This is a genomic window from Streptomyces parvus (assembly GCF_032121415.1).
Lineage (GTDB): Bacteria > Actinomycetota > Actinomycetes > Streptomycetales > Streptomycetaceae > Streptomyces > Streptomyces globisporus_A.
In genome coordinates, this window is record NZ_CP135079.1 from 897,989 (window position 1) to 921,358 (window position 23,370).

20 protein-coding genes and 7 tRNA genes are annotated in these 23,370 nt (G+C 74.0%); 11 read left to right on the forward strand and 16 right to left on the reverse strand.

What is annotated here, in order from left to right; translation table 11 throughout:
• Positions 1-96 precede the first annotated feature (96 nt).
• Positions 97-822 (forward strand): 3'-5' exonuclease, encoded by a 726-nt coding sequence (locus RNL97_RS05060; RefSeq protein WP_030589691.1) that lies wholly within the window; start codon positions 97-99, stop codon positions 820-822.
• 65 nt (positions 823-887) lie between these two features.
• Here the strand turns inward: RNL97_RS05060 and RNL97_RS05065 are convergent.
• Positions 888-959: transfer RNA gene (locus RNL97_RS05065), tRNA-Val, on the reverse strand.
• A gap of 139 nt (positions 960-1,098) precedes the next feature.
• Here RNL97_RS05065 and RNL97_RS05070 point away from each other — a divergent pair.
• Positions 1,099-3,822 carry an SCO7613 C-terminal domain-containing membrane protein gene (locus tag RNL97_RS05070; protein WP_243313481.1) on the forward strand — a complete coding sequence of 908 codons (2,724 nt, stop codon included), beginning with the start codon at positions 1,099-1,101 and terminating at the stop codon, positions 3,820-3,822.
• Positions 3,823-3,931: 109 nt separating this feature from the next.
• Here the strand turns inward: RNL97_RS05070 and RNL97_RS05075 are convergent.
• Both RNL97_RS05075 and RNL97_RS05080 read right to left on the reverse strand, forming a co-directional pair.
• Positions 3,932-4,003: transfer RNA gene (locus RNL97_RS05075), tRNA-Val, on the reverse strand.
• A gap of 54 nt (positions 4,004-4,057) precedes the next feature.
• Positions 4,058-4,513, reverse strand: coding sequence for a TIGR02611 family protein (locus RNL97_RS05080; RefSeq protein ID WP_030589696.1), 456 nt, complete (start codon positions 4,511-4,513; stop codon positions 4,058-4,060).
• A gap of 200 nt (positions 4,514-4,713) precedes the next feature.
• Here RNL97_RS05080 and RNL97_RS05085 point away from each other — a divergent pair, with 200 nt between their 5' ends.
• Both RNL97_RS05085 and RNL97_RS05090 read left to right on the forward strand, forming a co-directional pair.
• Positions 4,714-5,127, forward strand: a complete 414-nt coding sequence (locus RNL97_RS05085; RefSeq protein WP_030589699.1) for an SsgA family sporulation/cell division regulator — start codon at positions 4,714-4,716, stop codon at positions 5,125-5,127.
• A 269-nt stretch (positions 5,128-5,396) separates the two neighbouring features.
• Positions 5,397-5,969, forward strand: coding sequence for a CGNR zinc finger domain-containing protein (locus RNL97_RS05090; RefSeq protein WP_030589700.1), 573 nt, complete (start codon positions 5,397-5,399; stop codon positions 5,967-5,969).
• 39 nt (positions 5,970-6,008) lie between these two features.
• Here the strand turns inward: RNL97_RS05090 and RNL97_RS05095 are convergent, their stop codons facing one another.
• Positions 6,009-6,164 carry a hypothetical protein gene (locus tag RNL97_RS05095; protein WP_010057260.1) on the reverse strand — a complete coding sequence of 52 codons (156 nt, stop codon included), beginning with the start codon at positions 6,162-6,164 and terminating at the stop codon, positions 6,009-6,011.
• Between the two features lie 154 nt (positions 6,165-6,318).
• Complete coding sequence (locus RNL97_RS05100; RefSeq protein WP_030589702.1) at positions 6,319-6,792, reverse strand: hypothetical protein; 474 nt, start codon at positions 6,790-6,792, stop codon at positions 6,319-6,321.
• 169 nt (positions 6,793-6,961) lie between these two features.
• Between RNL97_RS05100 and RNL97_RS05105 the strand changes: the two genes are divergently transcribed.
• Complete coding sequence (locus RNL97_RS05105) at positions 6,962-7,480, forward strand: DsbA family protein (RefSeq protein WP_030589704.1); 519 nt, start codon at positions 6,962-6,964, stop codon at positions 7,478-7,480.
• A 45-nt stretch (positions 7,481-7,525) separates the two neighbouring features.
• Here RNL97_RS05105 and RNL97_RS05110 read toward each other — a convergent pair whose 3' ends face one another.
• Genes RNL97_RS05110 through RNL97_RS05120 form a run of 3 tightly spaced genes read right to left on the reverse strand, consistent with a single transcriptional unit; the run spans position 7,526 to position 10,279 of the window.
• On the reverse strand, positions 7,526-8,362 hold the full coding sequence (locus RNL97_RS05110; protein WP_030589706.1) for a GNAT family N-acetyltransferase: 837 nt from the start codon (positions 8,360-8,362) through the stop codon (positions 7,526-7,528).
• 40 nt (positions 8,363-8,402) lie between these two features.
• Positions 8,403-9,224: an aminotransferase class IV gene (locus tag RNL97_RS05115; protein WP_030589708.1), complete on the reverse strand. Its 822-nt coding sequence runs from the start codon at positions 9,222-9,224 to the stop codon at positions 8,403-8,405.
• Complete coding sequence (locus tag RNL97_RS05120; RefSeq protein ID WP_030589710.1) at positions 9,224-10,279, reverse strand: chorismate-binding protein; 1,056 nt, start codon at positions 10,277-10,279, stop codon at positions 9,224-9,226. Before RNL97_RS05120 ends, RNL97_RS05115 begins: the two co-directional genes overlap by 1 nt.
• A 157-nt stretch (positions 10,280-10,436) precedes the next feature.
• On the opposite strand from RNL97_RS05120, the gene RNL97_RS05125 reads away from it, so the two are divergent.
• From RNL97_RS05125 to RNL97_RS05145, 5 genes are all read left to right on the forward strand, one after another.
• Positions 10,437-10,509: transfer RNA gene (locus RNL97_RS05125), tRNA-Gly, on the forward strand.
• Between the two features lie 38 nt (positions 10,510-10,547).
• A tRNA-Cys gene (locus tag RNL97_RS05130) sits at positions 10,548-10,621 on the forward strand.
• Between the two features lies 1 nt (position 10,622).
• A tRNA-Val gene (locus RNL97_RS05135) sits at positions 10,623-10,694 on the forward strand.
• Positions 10,695-10,713: 19 nt separating this feature from the next.
• Positions 10,714-10,785: transfer RNA gene (locus RNL97_RS05140), tRNA-Val, on the forward strand.
• 33 nt (positions 10,786-10,818) lie between these two features.
• Positions 10,819-10,893, forward strand: a tRNA-Val gene (locus tag RNL97_RS05145).
• 97 nt (positions 10,894-10,990) lie between these two features.
• On the opposite strand, the gene RNL97_RS05150 is transcribed toward RNL97_RS05145, so the two are convergent.
• The 3 genes from RNL97_RS05150 to RNL97_RS05160 form a co-directional block, all read right to left on the reverse strand.
• The gene (locus RNL97_RS05150; RefSeq protein ID WP_030589712.1) at positions 10,991-11,284 is read right to left on the reverse strand and encodes a TFIIB-type zinc ribbon-containing protein; all 294 of its coding nucleotides are present in this window, start codon (positions 11,282-11,284) and stop codon (positions 10,991-10,993) included.
• A gap of 65 nt (positions 11,285-11,349) precedes the next feature.
• The gene (locus tag RNL97_RS05155; protein WP_313750421.1) at positions 11,350-12,333 is read right to left on the reverse strand and encodes a phosphotransferase family protein; all 984 of its coding nucleotides are present in this window, start codon (positions 12,331-12,333) and stop codon (positions 11,350-11,352) included.
• Positions 12,334-12,608: 275 nt separating this feature from the next.
• Positions 12,609-12,815 carry a hypothetical protein gene (locus RNL97_RS05160; RefSeq protein ID WP_243313491.1) on the reverse strand — a complete coding sequence of 69 codons (207 nt, stop codon included), beginning with the start codon at positions 12,813-12,815 and terminating at the stop codon, positions 12,609-12,611.
• 613 nt (positions 12,816-13,428) lie between these two features.
• Here RNL97_RS05160 and RNL97_RS05165 point away from each other — a divergent pair.
• A complete protein-coding gene (locus RNL97_RS05165) occupies positions 13,429-14,736 on the forward strand; it encodes a serine/threonine protein kinase (protein ID WP_030589719.1) in 1,308 nt (435 codons plus the stop codon).
• 52 nt (positions 14,737-14,788) lie between these two features.
• On the opposite strand, the gene RNL97_RS05170 is transcribed toward RNL97_RS05165, so the two are convergent.
• The 5 genes from RNL97_RS05170 to RNL97_RS05190 form a co-directional block, all read right to left on the reverse strand.
• Complete coding sequence (locus tag RNL97_RS05170; RefSeq protein ID WP_243313494.1) at positions 14,789-15,607, reverse strand: TrmH family RNA methyltransferase; 819 nt, start codon at positions 15,605-15,607, stop codon at positions 14,789-14,791.
• Between the two features lie 91 nt (positions 15,608-15,698).
• On the reverse strand, positions 15,699-17,018 hold the full coding sequence (cobA, locus tag RNL97_RS05175) for a uroporphyrinogen-III C-methyltransferase (RefSeq protein ID WP_030589725.1): 1,320 nt from the start codon (positions 17,016-17,018) through the stop codon (positions 15,699-15,701).
• 249 nt (positions 17,019-17,267) lie between these two features.
• On the reverse strand, positions 17,268-20,900 hold the full coding sequence (gene cobT, locus RNL97_RS05180) for a nicotinate-nucleotide--dimethylbenzimidazole phosphoribosyltransferase (RefSeq protein ID WP_313750422.1): 3,633 nt from the start codon (positions 20,898-20,900) through the stop codon (positions 17,268-17,270).
• Positions 20,901-21,233: 333 nt separating this feature from the next.
• Positions 21,234-22,472, reverse strand: coding sequence for a precorrin-6y C5,15-methyltransferase (decarboxylating) subunit CbiE (gene cbiE / locus RNL97_RS05185; protein ID WP_313750423.1), 1,239 nt, complete (start codon positions 22,470-22,472; stop codon positions 21,234-21,236).
• A 129-nt stretch (positions 22,473-22,601) separates the two neighbouring features.
• A complete protein-coding gene (locus tag RNL97_RS05190) occupies positions 22,602-23,288 on the reverse strand; it encodes a GNAT family N-acetyltransferase (RefSeq protein ID WP_313750424.1) in 687 nt (228 codons plus the stop codon).
• Between the last annotated feature and the right edge of the window lie 82 nt (positions 23,289-23,370).

A 23,370-nucleotide genomic window follows, 5' to 3' on the forward strand; every position in this document is an offset into this window, starting at 1 on the left:
CGCCCGCAAACGGCGTATCAGGCAAACAGCCCGGGTATCACCGATATCGGGCAGAGGAATCACTCCATCTGCCGTGCGGGTGCGAGGAGTTCGGGGATGATGCACTGGTTCGAAGGGCCGCTGGCCGCCTTTGACACGGAGACGACAGGCGTGGACGTCGAGCAGGACCGGATCGTCTCGGCCGCTCTCGTCGCGCAGGACACCGCGGGCGGTCGCGTCCGCGTCACCCGTTGGCTGGTCAATCCGGGGGTTCCGGTTCCGCCCGGGGCGACCGAGATCCACGGGCTGACCGACGATCACCTTCAGCGCAACGGGCGTTGGCCCGCCCCGGTGATGGACGAGATAGCCCGGGCGCTGGCGGAGAGCTGTGCGACGGGCCGGCCGCTGGTCGTGATGAACGCCCCCTTCGATCTGACGCTGCTGGACCGGGAGTTGCGGCGGCACCGGGCGTCGTCGCTTGCGGGGTATCTGGAGGGGGTGCCGATGCGGGTGGTGGACCCGCGGGTGCTGGACAAGCATCTGGACCGCTACCGCAAGGGCCGCCGTACGCTCACGGATCTCTGCGCACGGTACGAGGTGGTGCTCGACGGGGCCCATGACGCGGCGGCCGACGCGACGGCTTCGCTGGAGCTGGTGCGGGCGGTGTGCCGGCGGTTCTCGACCCGGCTGGAGCGGCTGTCGCCGTCGGAGCTGCACACCCTGCAGGCGACCTGGCACGCGGCCCAGGCGCGTGGCCTGGAGGCCTGGTTCGCGAAGAGCGGGACGCCGGAGGCGGTGGACCCGTCGTGGCCGCTGCGTCCGGAGCTGCCCGCCGCGGCGTGACGGGCCGGGTGGCCCGGACATGCGAAAGCCGGTCCGCGTGACGCGTGCGGACCGGCTCTCCCCGGTGGGCGATACTGGGTTCGAACCAGTGACCTCTTCGGTGTGAACGAAGCGCTCTCCCACTGAGCTAATCGCCCGGGAACGGGTTGAACCATACAGGGCTTCGCGGGCTTCGTTCAAACCGCTTCCGGCCGCGCTCCACTCAGGGCTTCCCGGCCGGGAAGTGAGTATCCGAGCGCATGTACGGGCCGGGCGGCCGGGGTCACACTCCCGTACATGGAACATGTGCCCCCGCCCGCCGAGGAACTGGCCCGCCTCGACCGTGAACTGGCCGAGCTGGACGCCCGCCGGGCCCAGCTGCTGACCCGGCGCGCCTGGCTGCTGGCCGCGCTGCGGCCTCCCACGCCGACGGCCGCCCCGGGCTGGAACCCGTCGGCCTGGGGCGCGCCTCCCGCCGGCCCGGGCGCTCCGGCCCACCCGTGGGGCTACGTTCCGCCGAAGCGGCCGTCCGCGCCGCGCAGTGCGCAGAACGTCCTGCTGACGCTGGGCGGTCTGCTGCTGACGGTCGCGGCCATCGCGTTCACGCTGGTGAGCTGGGGCTCGATGGGGATCGGCGGCCGGTCGGCCGTGCTGGCGGCGGTGACCGCGGGGGCCCTGGCCGCCCCGGCGGTGCTGCTGCGGCGGGGCCTGAACGCCACCGCCGAGGCGCTGGCCGCCCTGGCCCTGGTGCTGACGCTGCTGGACGCCTACGCCGTCCATGCGGTGGCGGCCCCGGACGCGGACGGGCTCGGTTATACCGCCGTGGCGGCCGCGGTGCTCGCGGCGCTGTGGACGGCGTACGGGCTGGCGCTGGGGAAGCTGCACCTTCCGCTGCCCGCCTCCGTGGTCCTCGCCCAGTGGCCGCTGCTGTTCGGGGCGTGGGCCGCGGACGCTCCTGCGCTGGTGGTGGGGTGGGCGCTGCTGGCCACGGCGGTGCTGGACGGGGCGATCGCACTGCGGGTCAAGGGCACCGGGGCGCGGGTCACGGCGTGCGTCGGCGGATCGGTGACGGCGTTCTCCGCGCTGCTGGTGGGCCTGACGCTGTCCGTGACGGCCTCCGGGCCGCTCGGGGCTCTGGCGCCTGGTGCGCTGCTGCTGACGGCCGCGGCGGTGGCCCTGGCCGGGGCGTGGCGCGCGCCGAGCGGTTTCGCGCGGGCGGGCGGTGTGGTGGCCGGTCTCGCGGCGGTGTCCGCCGTGGGCGGCGTACCGGCGGCAGCGGTGCCGGAAGGCTGGCGGGTGCTCGCGTACCTGTCGGCCGGCCTCGCGCTGACGGCGGTCGTACGGACCCGGGCGCCGAGGGACGCGGCCATCGGCGTGCTGGTGGCGTCGGCGGCGGTGGTGGCCGGGGCCCTGGTGGGGGCGGTGCCGGGGCTCGCGGCGGTGCTGCTGGGCCCGGTGACGCCGGCGTCGGACGGGTGGGCGGGGCCGCCGGAGGGCTTCCGGGCCGCACTGGGCTCCACGCTGCCGTGGTCGGAGCTGGCCGCGGCCCCGGTGGTGCTCGCCGTGTCGGCCGGGCTGCTGGGGTCGGCGTACCGGTGGTGGCCGTCGGTGGCCCGGATCGCCGCACCGCTGATCGCACGGGAGACGCCTCAGGCGGCCGGGGCGGCCGTTCCAGGGGCCGGTGGAGAGCCGGGCGCCGGGGTGGCGGAGGCCGGCGGCACGCCGGTCCCGGGTGTGCCGGGCGCGGGGACCCCGAACGCGGGCGGTGTGCCCGGGGCGGCGGCGCACGGGACCGGAGCGCCCTGGTACGCCGGAGGCCGGACGGGAACCCCCTGGTACGCCGGTGGGGTGCCCGCTGCCCGCAGACGGCCGTCCGGGGCGGCTCTGCGCGGGGCTGCCGGTGCGGGGGCCGCGGTGCTGGGCTGGGGTGCGCTGTTGCTGGCCGGGGCCGTGCTGGATGTGCCCTACGCCTTCGCGGTGGCCGGGGAGACGGTTCTGGTGGCCGGTCTGCTGGCCCTGGCCGTACGCGCAGCGGGGAGCGGCCGGGACGGTTCGGCGGCCGTGCCGGTGACCGCGCTGGTAGTGGCGCCGGCCGGGGCGGTGAGCGCCGGGCTGCTGTCGCTGGCATCCGAGGGGGCTTCCTATGCGGTGTTCGGCGCGCTGGCGGCCCTGTTCGCCGGGGCCGCGGTCCGGGCGGGGGCCGGGGTGCCGCGTGCGGTGTTCGCCGTCGCCGCCACGGTCGGGGGCACCGTGCTCACGGGGTTCGCGGGCCGTTCCCTGGGGCTCGCCCCGCACCAGGCCGCGCCGCTGGTGCTCCTGGTGCCGGCGCTGACGGTGCTGTTCGGGGCCCGGCTGCGGCGGAACCCGGTGGCGTTGCCGGTGGAGCTGACGGGCGCGCTGGGTGCGCTGGTCGCCGTGGGGCTGGCGGTGCCGGACGCTCCGTTCCTGGCGCTGGTGCTGGCGCTGTGCGGGGTGCTGGCGGCGGGTGCGGCGGTGCGGCCGGAGCGGCGGCCGGTGGCGGGCTGCCTGGCGGCGGCGCTGTTCGTGCTGGCCACCTGGGTGCGGCTGGCGGCCTCGGGGGTGTCGTTCCCGGAGGCGTACACGCTGCCGGTGACCGTGCCCGCGCTGGCGGTCGGGTTCCTGCGGCGGCGCAAGGACCCGGAGGCGTCGACGTGGACGGCGTACGGGCCGGGGCTTGCGGCGACGCTGCTGCCGAGCCTGGCGGTGGCCTGGTCCGATCCGCACTGGCAGCGCCCGCTGCTGCTGGGCGTGGCGGCACTGGTGGTGACACTGCTGGGGGCGCGGTACCGCCTCCAGGCGCTTCTGCTGCTCGGCGGGGCGGTGCTGGCGCTGGACGGGCTGCACGAGCTGGCGCCGTACGTGGTGCAGGTGGCCGGGGCGCTCCCCCGCTGGCTGCCGCCGGCCCTGGCCGGGCTGCTTTTGCTGGTGGTGGGGGCGACGTACGAGCAGCGGCTGCGCGACGCCCGCCGGCTGAAGGACGCGCTGGGGCGGATGCGGTGAGCCGTGCCGGCCCGGGGGCGCGCTGTGCGCGGCGGCTCCCGGGCCGGCGGGAGCGGGCAACGCAGAGGGCCCGGGAGACGGATTCCGTCTCCCGGGCCCTCGATCCGGGTGGGCGATACTGGGTTCGAACCAGTGACCTCTTCGGTGTGAACGAAGCGCTCTCCCACTGAGCTAATCGCCCGGGCGCACCGCAAACATTACCCCATGTCAGCGGTGCTCCCGGACCGTCCCCGGGCTACTCGCTGATCTTCCACGGCATGGTGATGCCGAACTTCCAGACGTAGACCCCGACCAGCACCGCCATGATCACGAGCCCCACCGTGGTGAGGATGATGTTGCGCCGCCGGACCTTGGGATCGAGGGCCCGCTGCGCCGCCTCGGTGACCTTGCGCTTGGTCCAGCGCAGCACCAGCTGGGCCCAGACGAACTCGGTCGCCCAGATCGCCATGCCGGCGAAGATCACCAGCCAGCCGGGGCCGGGCAGCACCAGCATGAGCACGCCCGCGACCACGACGCCCAGGCCGACGACGAAGACGCCGACCTGCCAGCTCAGGTGGAGCGCTTTCGACGCCTTGATGAAGCCCGGCGCGCGCGAGCCCAGCTCGCGTTCCTCCCGGTCCGATTCCCCCGTGGCGGATGTTGGGGGCGCCTGTTCGGCGACCCCGTTCCGCTCGTCACTCTCCGCGTTCATGACCCCAACTTACCCGACCCGTCGCGGTCATACTTTTGTCACTGGAACGGGCGCATAACCCAAAGTTACACACCGCTGAGCGAGGGACCCGAAGCATCACAAATGGGTCAGAGGGGTTTACAACGCCACCGTAGGTGGCATGTCGATTTCGCCGACGTGCGAATCCCCGAGCGCACACTGAGCGAAAGGCCCTGGCGCTTATGAACACCACGGTCAGCTGCGAGCTGCACCTGCGCCTCGTTGTGTCGAGCGAGTCCTCACTGCCTGTACCCGCGGGCCTGCGGTATGCCACGGCCGATCCCTATGCCGTGCACGCCACCTTCCACACCGGAGCGGAGGAGACGGTCGAATGGGTATTCGCCCGTGACCTCCTCGCCGAGGGGCTGCACCGGCCCACCGGCACCGGAGACGTCCGCGTCTGGCCATCTCGTAGTCACGGTCAAGGCGTCGTATGCATCGCCCTGAGCTCCCCGGAGGGAGAAGCCCTGCTCGAAGCTCCGGCGCGGGCCCTGGAGTCGTTCCTGAAGAGGACCGACGCCGCGGTTCCGCCCGGCACCGAGCATCGTCACTTCGATCTCGACACGGAGCTCTCCCACATCCTGGCCGAGAGCTGAGCCAGGCAGAGAGCCGCTCGACGCCGTCCGACTCGGGGCGACGGCGTCGTGCCGACAACCGCATAGGGCAGACACCGGCGCCGTCGCCGCGGAATCCACCGCGACGGCGGCGCCGGTGCGTCTCGCCTCTCCCTCTCCCGCTCCCGGATGCCGGAGGGCTCCGTTCCGCTCCCGGCCGGGCCCGCACCGGCCCGGGGGCCGGCGGGCCGAGCCAGTAGAGTCAGCCGCCATCGGCAGGCGCCCGCCCGCCGGAGGCCAGGGAGCGAAGCGTGCTGATCCCTCACGACACCCGGATCGCCCTCGACACGGTGGTCGATCTGATGAACACCGCGCCGGAGAGCGAGCCGCCGCCGGACGGGACCGAGGACGGGCTCGTCGATGTCACATCGCTGTACGCCTTCGCGCAGCGGCATCACATCAGCGGTGTCGGCAGGCTCGGCGAGAAGGACCTGGCCGCCGTACGGGACGTACGGGACCGTTTCGCCGAGGTCTTCGCGGCGCCCGACCCCCGGACCGCAGCCGACCTGGTCAACCGGCTCGTGGCGGCGGCCGGGACCACCCCGCAGCTCACCGACCACGACGGCTACGACTGGCACGTGCACTACTTCGCCCCGGACGCCTCGATCGCCGACCATCTCGCGGCCGACTGCGGCATGGCGCTGGCCTTCATCATCGTGGCGGGCGAGCAGGAGCGGCTGCGGCGCTGCGAGGCCCCGGACTGCGGGCACGCGTTCGTCGACCTGTCGCGCAACCGCTCCCGCCGCTACTGCTCCAGCCGTACGTGCGGGAACCGGCTCCACGTCGCGGCGTACCGGGCCCGGCGCAAGGAAGCCGCGGGCTGACGCCGTCACCGACGTCGCCCCGCGCGGCGGCGCGGCGCGTCACAGCATGAAGAGGTCGTGCAGGGCGGCCATCAGCAGCAGCACCCCGATGACCGTCAGGAAGATCATCAGAGGCGGCTGGGAGAGCGCGAAGAGACAGCCGCGGGGCTCTTCGGCGGGGCGTGCGGGGGCTTCGCCCCGGGAAGTATCCACCATCTCGGTGTGATCATGACGCACGCGTGGGAGGGGTTGCGCTCAACCGGGGTCATTCCCCCGGGAGTTCACCGTCCCGTGGCCATCAAAAATCGCTCCGGCGTACGGGTCGCCGTCAGGCATTCGGGCCGGAGGGGCCCGCCGGGAGGCCAGGGCCTCAGATGCCGTGCTTCTTGAGGATCGCCTCGATGTCGCTGAAGTCGTCGCCGGGCGCGGCGGCCTCCTGCCCCTTCTTCGGCTTCGACCGGGGCTTCGCCGCCGTCACCGCGGGCCCGGTCCCACCGCCCGCGGCGAGCGAGGGGGCGGAGGCGGCGGGGGCGACCGCATCGTTCCGCCCGGCGGCCCGCGCGGCCTTGCGTTCCGCGCGGGTGGTGCCGCTGCGGCGCTCGATGGCGCGGGAGATCATGAACAGCAGCCAGGAGAGGCCGAGCACCCCGAAGCCGAGCCAGATGCTCGGCTTGAAGGCGATCCCGGCGACCCACTCGACGACTCCGGTCAGCACGAGCCCGACCGGGACGAGGGAGTAGGCGGCGATCCTCGTCGCCGTGAGGAACCGCTTGCGGTACGCGGTCACCGCGGCGATGCCCAGGCCGGCCGCCGACACCGCGGAACAGATGGTCTCGGCAAGCATCACGGCCTCCAGGCGCAGGGGGTACGTCCCCTCCATCCTGCACCGGCGAGCGCCGTCGCGGCCACGGCGGCGTCCCACCTCAGGGAGATTTCAGGGCCGGGCTCCTCCCCAGGGGGTGGGGCCCGGTGCGGATTGGGTCGCGCCCGCCCCGGCCTGAAAGACTGGGCGCATGAGCGATTCCACCCCCGCGGCACCGGTCGTCCTCGACCTCTGGTGCGATCTCGAATGCCCCGACTGCCACCGCGCCCTCGACGACGTACGTGCCCTGCGCGCCCGGTACGGGGATCGCCTCGAGATCCGGCTGCGGCACTTCCCGCTGGAGAAGCACAAGCACGCCTTCGCCGCGGCCCAGGCCGCCGAGGAGGCCGTCGAGCAGGGCCAGGGCTGGCCGTACATCGAGGCCCTGCTCTCCCGGACCGACGACCTCGGCCGCACGGGCGAGCCGGTGCTCCTCGACGTGGCCCGCGAACTGGGCCTGGAATCCGAGGAGTTCGACACGGCGCTGATCGACGGCCGGCATCTGCTGATCGTCGACGCCGACCACGCCGAGGGCAAGGCGATCGGCGTCACGGGCACGCCCACCTATGTGATCGGCGACGAGCGACTGGACGGCGGCAAGAGCCAGGACGGGCTGCGCGAGCGGATCGAGGAGATCGTCGACCGGACCCTCGCCGCCCAGGACCGGTAGCGGGGCAGCCGGGGGCGGGGGGGCCGGCCGGCTCCGGAGCGGCCGCTACAACGCCTTGGCCAGGTTGTACCGCGTCGTCGTGTAGCCCAGGGACTCGTACAGCCGCAGGGCCGGGGTGTTGGACGCGAAGACGTGCAGGCCGAGCCGGTCCACGCGCCATGCACGGGTGATGTCCTCGGCGAGCAGCATCAGGGCCCGGCCGTGGCCCCGGCCCCGGTGCCCCTCGCGCACCTCGACGTCGAAGACGAATCCTGCGGCGCCGCCCGGCTCCTGCTCCCGCAGGGCCACCCACACATGGCCGACGACCTCGTCGGCCTGGAGCAGCACCCGAAAGCGCATCCCCTCGGTCGCCAGTCCGTCCGGCAGGTGGGCCGCGTGGTCGGTCTCGGACTTGAGCCGGGCCTGCTCGGGCTCGACGCCGCGGTCGGTCCAGCTCTGCGCGTACGCCCGCACCGCGTCCTGCCGCCAGGCGGCGAACTCCTCCTCGCTCATGTCGCGCGAGGTGAGACCCGCGGGCAGCGGGACGGTGTCCGGGCCGAGGTCCTTGACCATGTTGCGGCTGCGCTCGGTGTAGCCGAGGGCGTCCGCGAGACGTCGGGCCGGATCGTTGTCGGCGGGGACTTCCACCCGTACCCGGGTGCAGCCCCACCCCCGCAGCACCTCCTCGGCGGCGAGCGCCGCGATGACGCCCCGGCCGCGCCTGCGCCGGGACTCCTCCACGCTGAGGGAGCGCAGCACTCCGGCGGTCGGGCCGAACGCGTCGTCGGTGCTGATCGCGACGGAGCCGACGGGCCGCCCGTTGTCGCACACGTCGTAGTGGCGGGCCCGCGCGCCGTCGGCGCCCTGCTGAAGCGGCCCGGACGGCCGGAGTGTCGTCGTCATCAGAGGTTTGTATCCCCTGGACGGCACCACGTCACGCGCTTTACGGGTCGAGGTCGTCGCCGGCCCGCTCGGCGAAGATCCGCATGGCCTTCGCCGTCACCGGCCCGATCTCCGGCGCCAGCTCCCGGTCGTCGACCCGGTGCACCGCCTGGATGTCGCGGAGGGTCGAGGTCAGGAACACCTCGTCGGCCTCGGCGAGGACGTCCATCGGCAGGTCGGTCTCCTCGGCCCCCGTCCACTCCACGGTCAGCGCCCGGGTGATCCCGGCGAGGCAGCCTGAGGCGACCGGCGGGGTGTGGATGCGGCCGCTCAGGACGACGAACACATTGGAGCCGGTGCCTTCGCAGAGCCGGTCGGCGGTGTTGGGGAACAGCGCCTCGGACGCGCCCCTCTCCCGCGCCCGGGCCAGGGCGACGACGTTCTCCGCGTACGAGGTGGTCTTCAGGCCCGCGAGCGCGCCGCGTTCGTTGCGGGTCCAGGGGACGGTGATCACCGCGGTGCTGTCCGGGCGGCGGCTCACCGCGTCGAGGGCGACGACGAGGCTCGTCCCGTGGTCGCCCCGGTCCGAGCCGAGCGGGGACAGCCCGCCGGTGCAAGTGATCCGCAGGCGCCCCAGGGCGACGGGGTTGGCCTCGATGACCGCGGCGACGGCGTGCCGGACCTCGTCGTGGTCCGGGTCGGCCAGGCCGAGGCCCCGGGCGGACCCGGTGAGGCGGTCGAGGTGCCGGGTCAGCGCGAAGGGGCGCCCCTCGCTCATACGCACCGTCTCGAAGATGCCGTCGCCCACGGTCAGTCCGTGGTCGAGCACCGAAAGCCGGGCGTCGTCGGCGTCCCGCAGTCCGCCGTTGACCCAGATCCTCATCATGCGGTCCTTCCTGTCTCCGGATACGCGCCCGACGCTACAGCGAGCAGCCGGGAAGCCTTGAGCTCGGTCTCGTCCCATTCGCGCTCCGGATCGGATCCCCAGGTGATCCCGGCGCCGGTGCCGAACCGCAGCAGCGGCGCGGGCCCGGTCCGGTCGATCCAGAACGTCCGTATGCCCACGGCGAGCGAGGCCGTGCCCCGGTCGGCGTCGACCCAGCCGATCGCCCCGCAGTACGGCCCGCGCGGACCCCGTTCCAGCTCGGCGATGATCCTCAGCGCGCTGGACTTCGGCGCGCCGGTGACAGAGCCGGGCGGGAAGGCCGCCGCGAACAGCTCCGGCCAGCCCGCCCCGTCGGCCAGCCGGCCCCGGACGGTGGAGACGAGGTGGACGAGGCCAGGGTGCTTCTCCACCACGCAGAGATCGGGCACGCTCACGCTGCCGGTGGCGCAGACCCGGCCCAGGTCGTTGCGGACCAGGTCCACGATCATCACGTTCTCGGCGTGGTCCTTCTCCAGCAGATCGTCCTCGGTCCGGCCGGTGCCCTTGATCGGCCCGGACTCCACCGTCCGCCCGTCGCGCCGGAGGAAGAGCTCCGGGGAAGCGGTGGCGACCTCCACACCGTGGCCGGGCAGCCGGATCGTTCCCGCGTACGGGGCGGGGTTGCCGCGGGCGAGCAGGGCGGTCAGGGCGTCGACGTCGGCGCCGGCCCCGCCGCCGGGGAGCGGTGCGGACAGCACCCGGCAGAGGTTGGCCTGGTAGACGTCGCCCGCCGCGATGTGTTCACGAATCCGCCGCACACCCGCCGTGTAGGCGCCACGGTCCAGCGAGGAGGTCCAGTCCCCGGCCGCGGGGCCGCGCCAGGCTCCGGGCACGGGAGGCGGCACCGCTTCCCCGCGTACGTCGGAGAAGCGGGCACAGACGATGCGGCCCTCGAAATCAGCGGATACCGCCCAGAAGCCGGACGAGTCGAGCGCCGCGGGATCGTGGGTCACATCCTGCAGACCGGAGGCTATGAGGCCGTCGAAACGGGCCAAGGGGGCGAGGTCGGACACGCGAATGAGTCTAGGACGGTGCGCGGTGACCTGCGTCGGGGCGAGGACCGGCCCGGGGTCGCCGCAGCACGCTGCACAAACGCGTTTTTGTGCTGGCCCAGGAATCCGCTAGAGTTCAACACGTCGCCGGGACGCGCAAGCGGAACGGGAAAGACAAGCGGACGTAGCTCAGTTGGTAGAGCGCAACCTTGCCAAGGTTGAGGTCGCCAGTTCGAACCTGGTCGTCCGCTCGCAGAAGGTGGGGGATTCTTCCCGAACCCCCACCCCTGGTGGAGTGGCCGAGAGGCGAGGCAACGGCCTGCAAAGCCGTCTACACGGGTTCAAATCCCGTCTCCACCTCCAAGGACGATTAGCTCAGCGGGAGAGCGCTTCCCTGACACGGAAGAGGTCACTGGTTCAATCCCAGTATCGTCCACTGATCCGCAAGGATCCCCGCGCGATTAGCTCAGCGGGAGAGCGCTTCCCTGACACGGAAGAGGTCACTGGTTCAATCCCAGTATCGCGCACGCAGTACACACGCGGTAAACGCAGGTTCACCTGCGCGATTAGCTCAGCGGGAGAGCGCTTCCCTGACACGGAAGAGGTCACTGGTTCAATCCCAGTATCGCGCACCAGCAAGAACCCCCGGTCGTCTCCACGACCGGGGGTTCTTTCGTCGTACGGTCCATCCCACCCTGCGCGGCCCGGGGCCCGGGCCGCGCAGGAAACGGCTCAGGACGAGAAGAGCATCCGGCCGAAGCCCTTCTGGCGGTGGTGGCCGTAGTGCCCGCCGTGCTGCGGCGCGCCCCAGGCCGGGGCGTGGGCGGCGGGAGGCGCGGCCGGGTAGGCCTGCGGGGCGGGGGGCGCGGGAGGAGCCTGCTGGGCCCACTGGGACTCCAGGCGGGTCAGGGACTCCAGCTCGCCGTAGTCGAGGAATATCCCCCGGCAACCGTTGCACTGCTCGATCTGAACACCGTTGCGGTTGTACGTGTTCATCTGCGCGTGACACTTCGGACACTGCATCATCGACTCGGCTCCTCGCCCTCGTTGTGCCGTCGCCGGAATGTCTGCCCGGCCACGGTCCGTTCACCCTACGTCGCGGGACCGGTGGCCAACTCGGGCGGCAACGTAGCGATTCGGGCACAGGATTCGATCATCAGCTGTTCGTGCCCGTCCGGATCCCGCTGCTCCGCGGCGCACTTGGCGAGGGCGACGGCCGCCGTCTGCACCGTCAGCGCCCGGGCGGGGACGTCCAGTGCGGGCCAGGGGTCGCCGTCGGCGGGAAGGGCCGGTCCCCCGGCGGAGCGGTAGGCGTCCAGGAAGGTGGACCAGTCCTCGGGGGCCAGGAGTCCGGCCGCGAACCAGGCGGCGGGCCGGCCGAGATCCCAGGCGGGATCGCCCACCCCCGCGTCGTCCATGTCGATGAGCAGCCAGGGCCCGTCCGGGGCGGGGTGGCGGACGAGCTGACCGAGGTGCAGGTCCCCGTGGCACAGTGCCCCGGCCCTCCGCGCGGGGGCCGGGACCTCGCCCCGCGCCCAGGCGGGCAGGGCCCGCCAGCCGGCCAGTACGGAGAGGGCGGCCGGGTCACGCAGCGGGGCGGTCGCATCAGCCTGGTGGGCCGCGCGCATCCGGGCGACGGCCCGGGCCGCCTTGGCCGGGCCGCGCATCGGCGGCAGCGGGAACGGGGGCGTCGTCCGGTGGAGGCGGGCGAGCAGGTCGGCGGCCTGGGCCCAGGGGGCTGCGCCGGGGTCGGTGGGGTCCACGGGCGCGCCGAGCGGCCAGAGGGTGACCGGGCGGGCGGTGGGTGCGGCGGGCGGCGGGGCGGTGAGCGGCGGGAGCAGGATGCCGGCCAGCTGCGGGGCGGCGGCCAGGGCGATCCGGGCGGCCAGCGCCTCGCGGTCGGTGTCCGCGGCGTGGGCCTTCGCGACGATCGCGCCACTGCGCACCACCGTGCCGTCGGGCCGGTCCGCGAGGACCTGCGGCGGCTCGCACACGCACGGCGTCCGGGCGGGGTGGGAGAGGCGGTGCGCGAGTGTGCCCAGGTCATGGACTACTGAGGTCTGGGTGGTGGTCAACGGCTCCCCCGGCGGCGGTCGGCCCGGCCGTGGCACCGGGCCCGCCGTGAGCGTAACGCGCGGGACGGTCCGAGCCCCGGCGGTGCGCGGGGCGTCGGCCCGTCGGGGAGCACCCGGGCCCCGACCGCCGGGAAGCGTCCGGGCCCGGACAGCGCGATGTCCGGTCAGCTCCCCAGCTGACCGGACAAACGCTGCCGTCCGCCGCACCCCCGTCCCCACGGGGCTGTTGGCCGGATGTGCGGGTCCGGACCGCTCTTCCGGACCCCGGGCGCCGCTCAGCGCCCCAGCATCACCGCCACGGACGACGCCTGTGTGACCACCGCTTCCCAGCCGCCGAAGACGACCACCAGCAGGGCCGCCAGGGGAAGGACCATCGCCGTCGCCACCAACGGGTGACGGGTGCCGGACGGACGGGCGCCGAACGAGGCGTACGCCTTGCGTCCCCGCGCACGGACCACCGTCCGCGTTGCCGTGTCCGCCATGGTTCCTCTCCTGACCTGATCGGGAAGCGGCGGGCGTGACCTCGGGGGACGAGTGCTGCGCCCGCCGCTTGATCTCAACATTAGGTAAGCGGCGAGCACGGGGCGTCATGCCCGCGTACCGAATGCCGGGCCTCCCGGAGGATGAGTGGCCGTCGATCGGCGTACTCCCCTGGGTGGAGACGGACGGCCGAAGGTTGGGGTCATCCCGGAGGGGCTCCCGGGCCCCCTCGCGCACACGGGCGGTGCGGCCGGCGGGCTCCGGAAGGGCGCCCGCGGGTGACTTCACTCACGTCCGCCGCTCCCCGGCGGGCGGCCGTTCCGCGCCGGGGACCGTCGGGGACGCCTCGGGCCGTATAGGGGGGCGGTGGTCACGTCCTGGGTGGCGGACGCGCCCCGGCATTCCCTCGGTGATCCAATCCCCCTGCCCCGGTGGCCGTTTGGGGCGAGCGGCCGGCCGACGGGCCCGGGCCCCCTGCGCACTGACCCCTCTTCCTTCTCCCGCCCGGCACGGACAATCGAAACCCCGGCGAGGGCGCGGCCTCTGAGCGCGCCGGGCGCGGGGTACGTAAGCTGTGCCTCGTCAGGCGGACCAGGCAGCGGGGATGGGCAGACGATGGCGATGATGCGGCTCCGGCGCGAGGACCCGCGTCTCGTCGGCTCGTTCCGGCTGCACCGGCGGCTCGGCGCGGGCGGCATGGGCGTCGTCTACCTCGGCTCCGACCGGCGCGGCCAGCGGGTCGCCCTCAAGGTGATCCGTCCCGACCTGGCGGAGGATCAGGAGTTCCGTTCGCGGTTCGCGCGCGAGGTGTCCGCCGCGCGGCGGATCCGGGGCGGCTGTACGGCCCGGCTGGTCGCGGCCGATCTGGAGGCGGACCGCCCGTGGTTCGCCACGCAGTACGTGCCCGGCCCCTCGCTGCACGACAAGGTCGCCGAGGAAGGGCCGCTGGCCGCCGCGGAGGTCGCCTCGATCGGGGCGGCGCTCTCCGAGGGCCTGGTGGCGGTGCACGAGGCGGGGGTGGTCCACCGGGACCTGAAGCCGTCGAACATCCTCCTCTCCCCCAAGGGCCCCCGCATCATCGACTTCGGCATCGCCTGGGCGACCGGGGCGAGCACGCTCACCCATGTCGGTACGGCGGTGGGGTCGCCGGGGTTCCTCGCGCCCGAGCAGGTCCGGGGCGCGGCGGTGACGCCCGCGACGGACGTGTTCTCGCTCGGCGCGACCCTGGCGTACGCGGCGACGGCCGACTCCCCGTTCGGGCACGGCAGTTCCGAGGTGATGCTGTACCGCGTGGTGCACGAGGAGGCGCAGCTGCGCGGGGTGCACGACGCGTTGGCCCCGCTGATCAGCGCCTGTCTGGCGAAGGATCCGGAGGAGCGGCCGAGCACGCTGCAACTGTCCATGCGGCTCAAGGAGATCGCGGCGCGCGAGGCACAGGGGCTGCACGAGAGCCGGCCGCCCGTCCAGCGTTCCGCCCAGGAGGCCGACCGGCCGACGGGGCGGATGGCCGATCCGTACGCCGATCAGCACACCCGTCGTTCGGAGGGCCCGTCCGGCTCCCGCCCCCAGCCGGGCAGGCGTGGCGCGCCGGTACGTTCGGGGCCGCCGCGCACCGGTGGCTCGCGCCCGCAGCAGGCGTCGCGCAACACGACGCGTTCGGGTGGGAAGACCGGGAAGCGGCAGGGGGCTCCGGCCGGTACGAACGGACGCCCGGGCACGCGTTCCGGGGGCCGCACGACCTCGGCGGGGCGGCGTCCGGCCAATCCGCGGTTGCTGCGTCAGCGGCTGGTGGTGTTCGTCGTGGTGACGTTGCTGGTGGCGCTGGGCATCGCCGCGGCGCAGGGCTGCCAGGGGCCGGCGCGCGGGCTGGGCGGGAGCGAGCGGCCGGGCGGGGTGTCGCAGGCGCAGGCGCCTGCACCCTGAGGCCCGGTCCCCGCGAGGCGGTGACGCCCGATCCGGACCAGGCCGTCCGCGCTCAGCTCTCCGGGCGTCCCGTGGCCACCGCGTAGAAGGCGACCGCGGCGGCGGCGCCCACGTTCAGTGAGTCGATGCCGTGCGCCATCGGGATGCGGACCCATTCGTCGGCGGCCGTCAGGGCCCGCGTGGACAGCCCGTCGCCCTCGGCTCCGAGCATCAGCGCCACCCGCTCCAGCCGGTGCGGGGCCGCCTCGTCGATGCTGGTGGCCTTGGCGTCGGGGGTGAGGGCGAGGAGCCGGAAGCCAGCCTCCCGTACCGTCTCCAGCGATTTGGGCCAGGCTTCGAGCCGGGCGTAGGGGACGGAGAAGACCGCGCCCATGGAGACCTTGACGGAGCGCCGGTAGAGCGGGTCGGCACAGTCCGGGGAGAGCAGGACGGCGTCCATGCCCAGGGCCGCCGCGCTGCGGAAGATGGCGCCGATGTTGGTGTGGTCGTTCACCGATTCCATGACCACCACCCGGCGCGCGGTGGCGAGCAGTTCGTCGGCGGCGGGGAGCGGCTTGCGCTGCATGGAGGCGAGCGCGCCACGGTGGACGTGGTAGCCGGTGACGCGTTCGGCCAGCTCGGGGGCGACCGCGTACACCGGGGCCGGGACCTCGTCGATGACGTCGCGCATCACGTCGACCCACTTGGCCGAGAGCAGCATGGAGCGCATCCCGTACCCGCTCTGCCGGGCGCGGCGGATCACTTTCTCGCCCTCGGCGATGAAGAGCCCTTCGGCGGGTTCGCGGCGTCGTCGCAACTCGACGTCGGTCAGGCCGATGTAGTCGCTCAGCCGCGGGTCGTCGGGGTCGTCGACGGTGATGAGATCTGCCACAGGGTGATACTGCCTTGTCCGGTGTGTGGGGCCAACGCCTGGGAGGGAGTCGCGTAACCGCGGGTTACGGGGCGGAGGTGCGGGCTCTTGCCTACTCGGCCGTGTCCTGGACGGAGGCCGGCGCGGAGTCGGGGCCGACCGCGACGACGTCGCCGATGACGATCACGGCGGGCGGGCGCACGTCCTCGGCGACCGCACGCTCCCCGACGTCCGCAAGGGTCGCGTCGACCCGGCGCTGGGCGGCGGTGGTGCCCTCCTGGACGAGGGCGACCGGGGTGGCCGGGTCCTTGCCGTGGGCGATCAGGGCGGCGGCGATGGCGCCGATCTTGTCGACGGCCATCAGCAGGACGAGGGTGCCGCGCAGTCGGGCGATGGCCGCCCAGTCGACCAGCGAGCGCGGGTCCTCGGGCGCGACATGGCCGCTGACCACGGTGAACTCGTGGGCGACGCCCCGATGGGTGACCGGGATTCCGGCCGCCCCTGGGACGGAGATGGTGCTGGAGATGCCGGGGACGACCGTGCAGGGGATGCCCTCGGCCGCCAGCGCCTGGGCCTCTTCCATGCCGCGGCCGAAGACGAACGGGTCGCCGCCCTTGAGCCGGACCACCGACTTGCCCGCCTTGGCGTGCTCGATGAGCGCCTGGTTGATCGCCTCCTGGGCCATGAACCGGCCGTAGGGGATCTTCGCGGCGTCGATGACCTCGACGTGCGGCGGCAGTTCGTCCAGCAGGTCGCGGGGGCCGAGGCGGTCGGCGATGACCACGTCGGCCTCGGCGAGGAGGCGGCGGCCCCGGACGGTGATCAGGTCCGGGTCGCCGGGGCCGCCGCCGACGAGTGCGACCCCGGGGGCGCGGGTGCGGTGGTGGCGGGCGACGAGAGTGCCGTCGCGCAGGCCCTCGACGATGGCGTCGCGGAGGGCGGCGGAGTGCCGGGGGTCGCGGCCTCGGGGGGTGGTGTTGAGGACGGCGACGGTGATGTTCTCTATGCGGCCGGTGGCCGGGGTCCAGGCGGTGGCGGCCTCGGCGTCGTCGGACCGGACGCACCAGGTGCGGGTGCGCTCGGCCTCGGCGGAGGCGGCGTCGTTGGCCGTGGTGTCGGAGGACGCGACGAGGGCGTACCAGGTGTCGGCGAGATCGCCGTCCTGGTAGCGGCGGCGCTCCCAGAGGATCTCCCCGGCGTCCGCCATCGCCTCGACGGAGGGCGTGGCGGAGGGGGAGATCAGGGTGATGACGGCACCGGTGGCGATGAGCTGCGGCAGCCTGCGCTGGGCGACCTGTCCACCGCCGATGACGACGACGCGGCGGCCGTGCAGGCGCAGTCCTACGGGGTACGCGGGGTGGTCGGCGTGGTCGGTGTGACCCGCGCGGTCGGCGTGACCTGAGCGGTCGGCGTGGTCTGCGTGCTCGGCCATGGCGGTACGGCTCCTCGTGCGGGTCCTGCGTTGCGTGCCGCTGCGGCGGTGAAGCGGCTGTGACGTGCGGAAAGTGGGGGTGCGGGTGGGAACACGATACGGGGTGGGGGTGACGGGGGGCCCGGGGCGGGGGCGCCTGCGGCGGGCCTCCTCCCCTGTCCCGCCCCTTCCCGAACCGGGGCTCGGCCCCGGGCCCCGTTTCTCAAGCGCCGGAGGAGCTGGAATGGGGCCGGGGCGGAGTCGGGTGCTCTACTTCTCCGTTACGCCTGCCGAGTCGAACGTCGCCACCTCGTGCATCGCCCGTGCCGCGCTCTGCACGATCGGGAGTGCCAGCAGCGCGCCGGTGCCCTCGCCGAGACGGAGGTCGAGGTCGACCAGGGGGCGCAGGCCCAGTTTGTTGAGCGCGGCGACGTGGCCGGGCTCCGCGCTGCGGTGGCCCGCGATGCAGGCGGCCAGCGCCTCGGGGGCGATGGCGCGGGCGACCAGGGCGGCGGCCCCCGCGCTCACGCCGTCCAGGATCACCGGCGTACGCAGGGAGGCTCCGCCGAGGAGGAAGCCCGCCATCGCCGCGTGCTCCAGGCCGCCCACCGCCGCGAGCACGCCGATCGGGTCGGCCGGGTCCGGCTGGTGCAGGTCGAGGGCGCGGCGTACGACGTCGACCTTGCGGGCGTGCATCTCGTCGTTGATGCCGGTCCCCCGGCCGGTCACCTCGGCCGCGTCGATCCCCGTGTAGACGCAGATCAGCGCAGCCGACGCCGTGGTGTTCGCGATGCCCATCTCACCGGTGAGCAGCGCCTTGTTGCCCGCCGCCACCAGGTCCCTGGCCGTCTCGATGCCGACCTCGATCGCGGCCAGGACCTCTTCGCGGGTGAGCGCGGGCCCCGTCGTGAAGTCCGCCGTACCCGGGCGCACCTTGCGGGGCAGCAGACCGGGGGTCGCGGGCAGGTCCGTCGCCACGCCGACGTCCACGACGCAGACCTCCGCCCCGACCTGTGCCGCGAAGGCGTTGCAGACGGCTCCGCCGCCGAGGAAGTTCGCCACCATCTGGGCGGTGACCTCCTGCGGCCAGGCGGTGACCCCCTGGGCGTGCACCCCGTGGTCACCGGCGAAGATCGCGACGGCCGCGGGCTCCGGGATCGGCGGCGGGCACATCCGGGAGAGCCCGGACAACTGCGCGGAGATGATCTCCAGCATGCCGAGCGCCCCGGCGGGCTTCGTCATCCGCTTCTGGCGCTCCCACGCCTCGCCGAGCGCCTTCGCGTCCAGCGGGCGGATCGCGGAGACCGTCTCCTGGAGCAGGTCGTGCGGCTCGGCGCCGGGCAGCGCGCGACGGCCGTACGTCTCCTCGTGGACGACCCACGACAGCGGGCGGCGCTTCGACCAGCCCGCCTGCATCAGCTCGGGCTCCTCGGGGAACTCGTCGACGTAACCGACGCAGAGGTAGGCCACGACCTCCAGGTGCTCGGGCAGGCCCAGCGCGCGGACCATCTCCCGCTCGTCGAAGAAGCTGACCCAACCGACGCCGAGCCCCTCGGCGCGGGCCGCCAGCCACAGGTTCTCCACGGCCAGCGCCGAGGAGTAGGGGGCCATCTGCGGCTGGGTGTGCCGGCCCAGGGTGTGGCGGCCGCCGCGGGTCGGGTCCGCGGTCACGACGATGTTGACCGGGGTGTCGAGGATCGCCTCGATCTTCAGTTCCTTGAACTGCTTCGCCCGGCCCTTGGGCAGCGACTTGGCGTAGGCGTCGCGCTGGCTCTGGGCCAGTTCGTGCATGGAGCGGCGGGTCTCCGCCGAGCGGATGACGACGAAGTCCCACGGCTGCGAGTGGCCGACGCTCGGCGCGGTGTGCGCCGCTTCCAGCACCCGGAGCAGGACCTCGTGCGGAATCGGGTCGCTGCGGAAGCCGTTGCGGATGTCCCGGCGTTCGCGCATGACCCGCAGCACCGCTTCGCGCTCGGCGTCGTCGTAACCGGGGGCGGGCGGGGTGACCGGCTGCTCGGCGGCCTCCACCGGCTCCAGCGCCTCCGCCTGTTCCTCGGGCTGCGGTGTCTCCACCTGCTGCGCCGCCCCGGTCTGTGCCTGCGGCTGCGCGGGCTGCGCTACGGCCGCCTGCGGCTCCGGAAGAAGCTCCGGCGTCTCGATGACCTCCGGGCCGGTGCCGTCCTCGGCGTCGGGCGCGACCGCGTGGGCGGCCTCGGGCTCCGTCGCCGCCACTGCGGGCTCGACCGTGGGCTCGGGGGCGGGAGCCGGGGTCACTTCCTGCTCCGGTGCGTTCCCTTCGACCGCTCCCCCGGTCACCGGCTCGGCGGCCTCTTCCGCGACGGGCTCCGGCTGTACGGGCTCGGGGGCGAGCGGCGTGGCCGCCTGCTCCTCCGGCACGGCGGTCTCCGGAACCACCACCGCCTCCGGGCTCTCGGCCACTGCCGCGGCGGGGGCCGGTTCGACGGGCTGCTCCTGCTCCTGCTGCACCACGGACTCGGGCCGGGCCACCACCGGCTCGACGACGGGCGGTTCCTGGACCAGGGCCTGGGGCTCCGGGGCGACGGCTTCCGTCGGGACGGCCTGCGCCTCGGGCTCCGGGGCGACGGCTTCCGTCGAGACGGCCTGTGCCTCGGGCTCCGGGGCGACGGCTTCCGTCGGGACGGCCTGTGCCTCGGGCTCCGGGGCGACGGCTACTCCGTGCTGGGCCTCCGGCGGCCCCAGCGGCTCCACCGGCTCCGGCCTCTCCTGTGCGGTCGCCTCGTCGGCCGGGGCCTGGAGGGGTGCCTCCGCCGGTTCGGCCGGGGTCTCGGGCTGTGCCGCCTCGGGCTCCGGGACGAGGACCGGTCCTGCGGGGGGCATCGCCATCGCGACCGGCTCGGGAACGACCGTTTCTGCCGGGGCGGCCTGCGGGGCCGGCTCGTGCTGCACACCGGGAGCGGACTGCACCAGCTGATCCGGCCGGGCCGGCTGCTCGACCGGGGCCGCCGGGGCGACCGGGGCCACCAGGACTTCCTCGGGGGCGGGCACGGCCGCCTGCTCCGTCGGCTGGACCGGCGGAGCCGTCCGAACCGGCTGCTCGGCCACTGCCTCGGCCTGGTCGGCCACCACCGGCTGCTCGGCCGCGACAGCCTGCGCCGGCTCCGCGACGACCTGCTCCGGCTGCTGAACCGGCTCGGCAGCCGTCTGCTCGGCGGGCACCGGCTCCGCGACGGGCTGCTCCGGCTGTGCCCCCCACGGGGCGCCGGCCTGCGGCGGGATCTCGCCCAGCTGCGGGCCCGGCAGGTTCGACGGGTCCTCGGCCGGGATGTCGAAGTACTCGGGGCCGCTCGTCGGCGGGCCCGCGTGGCGTGCGGGCGCGGCGGTCCGGGTGGCCCCGGCGGGGCCCCGGTCGGCCAGGGAGCGTACGACGCCGCCCTGCGTACCGCCGCCGTACGACGGAGGGTCGGCGGCGGCCGGGCCCCGGTGCAGGGGGCGGCGGGCGGGGGCCGCGGCGTGCGCGCCCACCGGTGCGGGGGCGGGCGCCGGGACGCGTACGCCGTTGAGGTCCACGGAACCGGAGTCGCGGCCCCCGGACTCGTGCGTGCTGTGCGTCTCCACGGCGGGGGCCGCCTGGACCTGCTGCACGGGAACCTGGGGCTGGGGCTGCGCCGGCCCGTGTTCGGCCACGGGCGGCTGCGGCGCCGCGGTCTGCGCGAGGGGCTGGCCGTGCGCGGGGGCGGGGGCGGCCTGCGGGTCGCTCCAGGCGCCCTGGGAGGTCGGCATCAGCAGAAGGTCGTCGTCCTCGGGGGTGTGCTCGGAGGGGTCGAGGAAGGTGTGCGCGTCCGGGGCGGGGATGCCCGGCTGCTCCACCATGCCTGCGTTCTCCGGCAGTCCCTCGCCCGGGATCTGGCCGGTGTCAGTCATGCGTACCCCTCGCCCATCGTCAGTGCTCCTTCGGCCCTTCGCCCGGGACGCCGAACCACGGCACGCCGGTGCTCGTCATCAAGAACGAGCGGGCTCGCCGCGCGGCACGAAACGCCCGCGGGGCTTCCTATTCTCGCGGCCGATCGCCGCCGCGACAGGCAGTTCTGCCACGGCTCACTGTGGACTGCGCCACGTTGCGCGTCCCCCGGGTTGTGCCGTACCACAGTGCGGACCAAAACAGTCCACTTTTCCGGACATTGACGAACGAAGTGACGAACGTCCGGGCGCGGTACAACAATCGGCCAGCCTACCTCGCGTACCGGGCGCAAGGGATCAGGGGGCGAGGTCCGAACGCCCTGCGGAGAGAAGGAACACGACGGACCTCTCCCGCTCGGTCCACACCTCGGTGTCCAGGTCGACGGACTGGAGCAGCGAGCACTCGACGGTATAGCCGTTGCCGGTGAGGGCCGCGCCGAGCGCCTCGGCCTCGTCCCGGTTGGAGGCGTGCGTGACGATGCGTTCCGGCCGCCGGTCGATGACGGCCCGGGCCACCGGGACTCCGCCGCCGCCGATCCGTACCACGTCGGGTTCGGGCAGCCGTTCGAGGATATGCGGGGCGCTGCCGCGTACGACCTGGACGGGGACGCCGAAGGCGCGGGCGGCGGCCTCGGTGCGGGCGCAGGCGGCCGGGTCGGCGTCGACGGCGAGGACCGCGGCGCCGAAGCGGGCCGCCTCGACGGCGAGGGCGCCGCTGCCGGAGCCGATGTCCCACAGCAGGTCGCCGGTGCGGGGGCCGAGGCGGGCGAGCTGGGCGGCGCGCAGCCCGGGGAACTCCCCCTCGCCGGACTCCTGCATGCGTTCGGCCCCGGCGGCCCGGTAGGCCTGGGCGGGCAGGGCCCAGCCGCGTATCCCCTGGGGGTAGGCGGGTTGGCGGCCGGCGATCCAGGCGCCGGCCGTGGTGGTCTCGGGTCCGCTGCCGATGACGATCACGACGTTGGGGTCGCGCCAGGTGTGGTCGGCGGCCTTGTCGGAGGTGAGGACGGTGACGCGTTCGCGGTCGGTGCCCAGCTCCTCGCAGATGACGAAGGTGCGGTGGACGCCGTCGAGGAGGAGGGCCAGTTCGGCGGGGCCCGCGCCCGGTGAGGTGAGGACGGCGACCTTGTGGTGGGCCCGGCAGACGTTGACCGCGCGGCGCAGGTTGCGGGGGTGGGCGACGACGATCTGGGCGTCGTCCCAGGGCATGCCGGCCCGGGCGAAGGCGGTGGCCACGGAGGAGACGGCGGGGACGACCTCGACCTCCAGGCCGTGTTCGCGGGCGCGCAGGGTGCGGACGACGCCGAAGAAGCCGGGGTCGCCGTCGGCGAGCACGACGGCGCTGCCGCGGTGTCCGGCGATCCTGCGGGCGGCGCGGTCGACGCTGCCGAGCCGGATGCGTTCGGCGTTCGGCGGCACTTCCGGCAGGGCGAGGTGGTGTGCGGCGCCGGCGACGAGCGTGGCGGCCGAGAGCGCGGCCGTGGCCGCTCTGGTCAGTGGCGAGCCGTCCCAGCCGATCACCGTGACCCGGTCGGCCATCGTCGTCTGTCTCCTGGGGTGTCGGAGGGGTGGGCGTTCACCCGTGCGGTGCGGGGCGTTTCCCGTACGGTGCCGGGCAGGGGTGAGAGTACCTGGTCCGGGCCTCGGGCCCGCGGGTGGCCTCGGGCGCTACTTCCAGTCGTTGTACGTGCCGTAGCCGCCGGCGTCCGCGAGCTGTTCGGCGACCCCTTCGAGGTCCTCGGGGAGGAGTCCCCAGACGATCAGGTCGGTGCGGATGTCGGTCCAGCCGCCGTCGGTGCCGTTCTCGGTCCGGGTGCGGGCGATCCGGGCGTTGCGCAGGACGCCCTCGCTGATGCAGCCGAGCTTCTGGGCGACCTGCTGGGAGGCGGTGTTGTCGGCGGGGGTGCGCAGCTCCATGCGCTCGAAGCCCTGGTCGCGGAAGAGCCATTCGGCTATGGCGAGCACGGATTCGGTGGCGTACCCCTCGCCGCGGGCCCAGGGAGCGGTGATGTAGCGGACCTCGGTGGAGCGGGTGCGCCAGTCCGTGTTGAGGAGGCGGACGCTGCCGACGAGCCGCTGGGTGAGGAATTCGGTGACGGCGAGCGCGATGCCCTGGCCGCCGGTGCGTTCCGCCGGGGCGATCCTGCGGACCCAGCGTTCGGCGTCGACCTGGGTGTACGGGTTGGGTCCGTCCATCCACGCGACGACCGCCTCGTCGTTCATCATCTCGATGTACGCGGGGATGTCGGCCATCTCGAAGGGGCGCATCACCAACCTGTCCGTGCTGATGGAGATGGACGGAAGGGTGGTAGTCATGCGCAGCTCCATGCCGAAGACCGGGTAAAAGCACAGCATGCAGCATCGGGTCCGCCTTGTGCATGGGCGGGTCGGCACCACGGAGCCCCGCACCTCCGGGGTGGGAGGTGCGGGGCTCCGT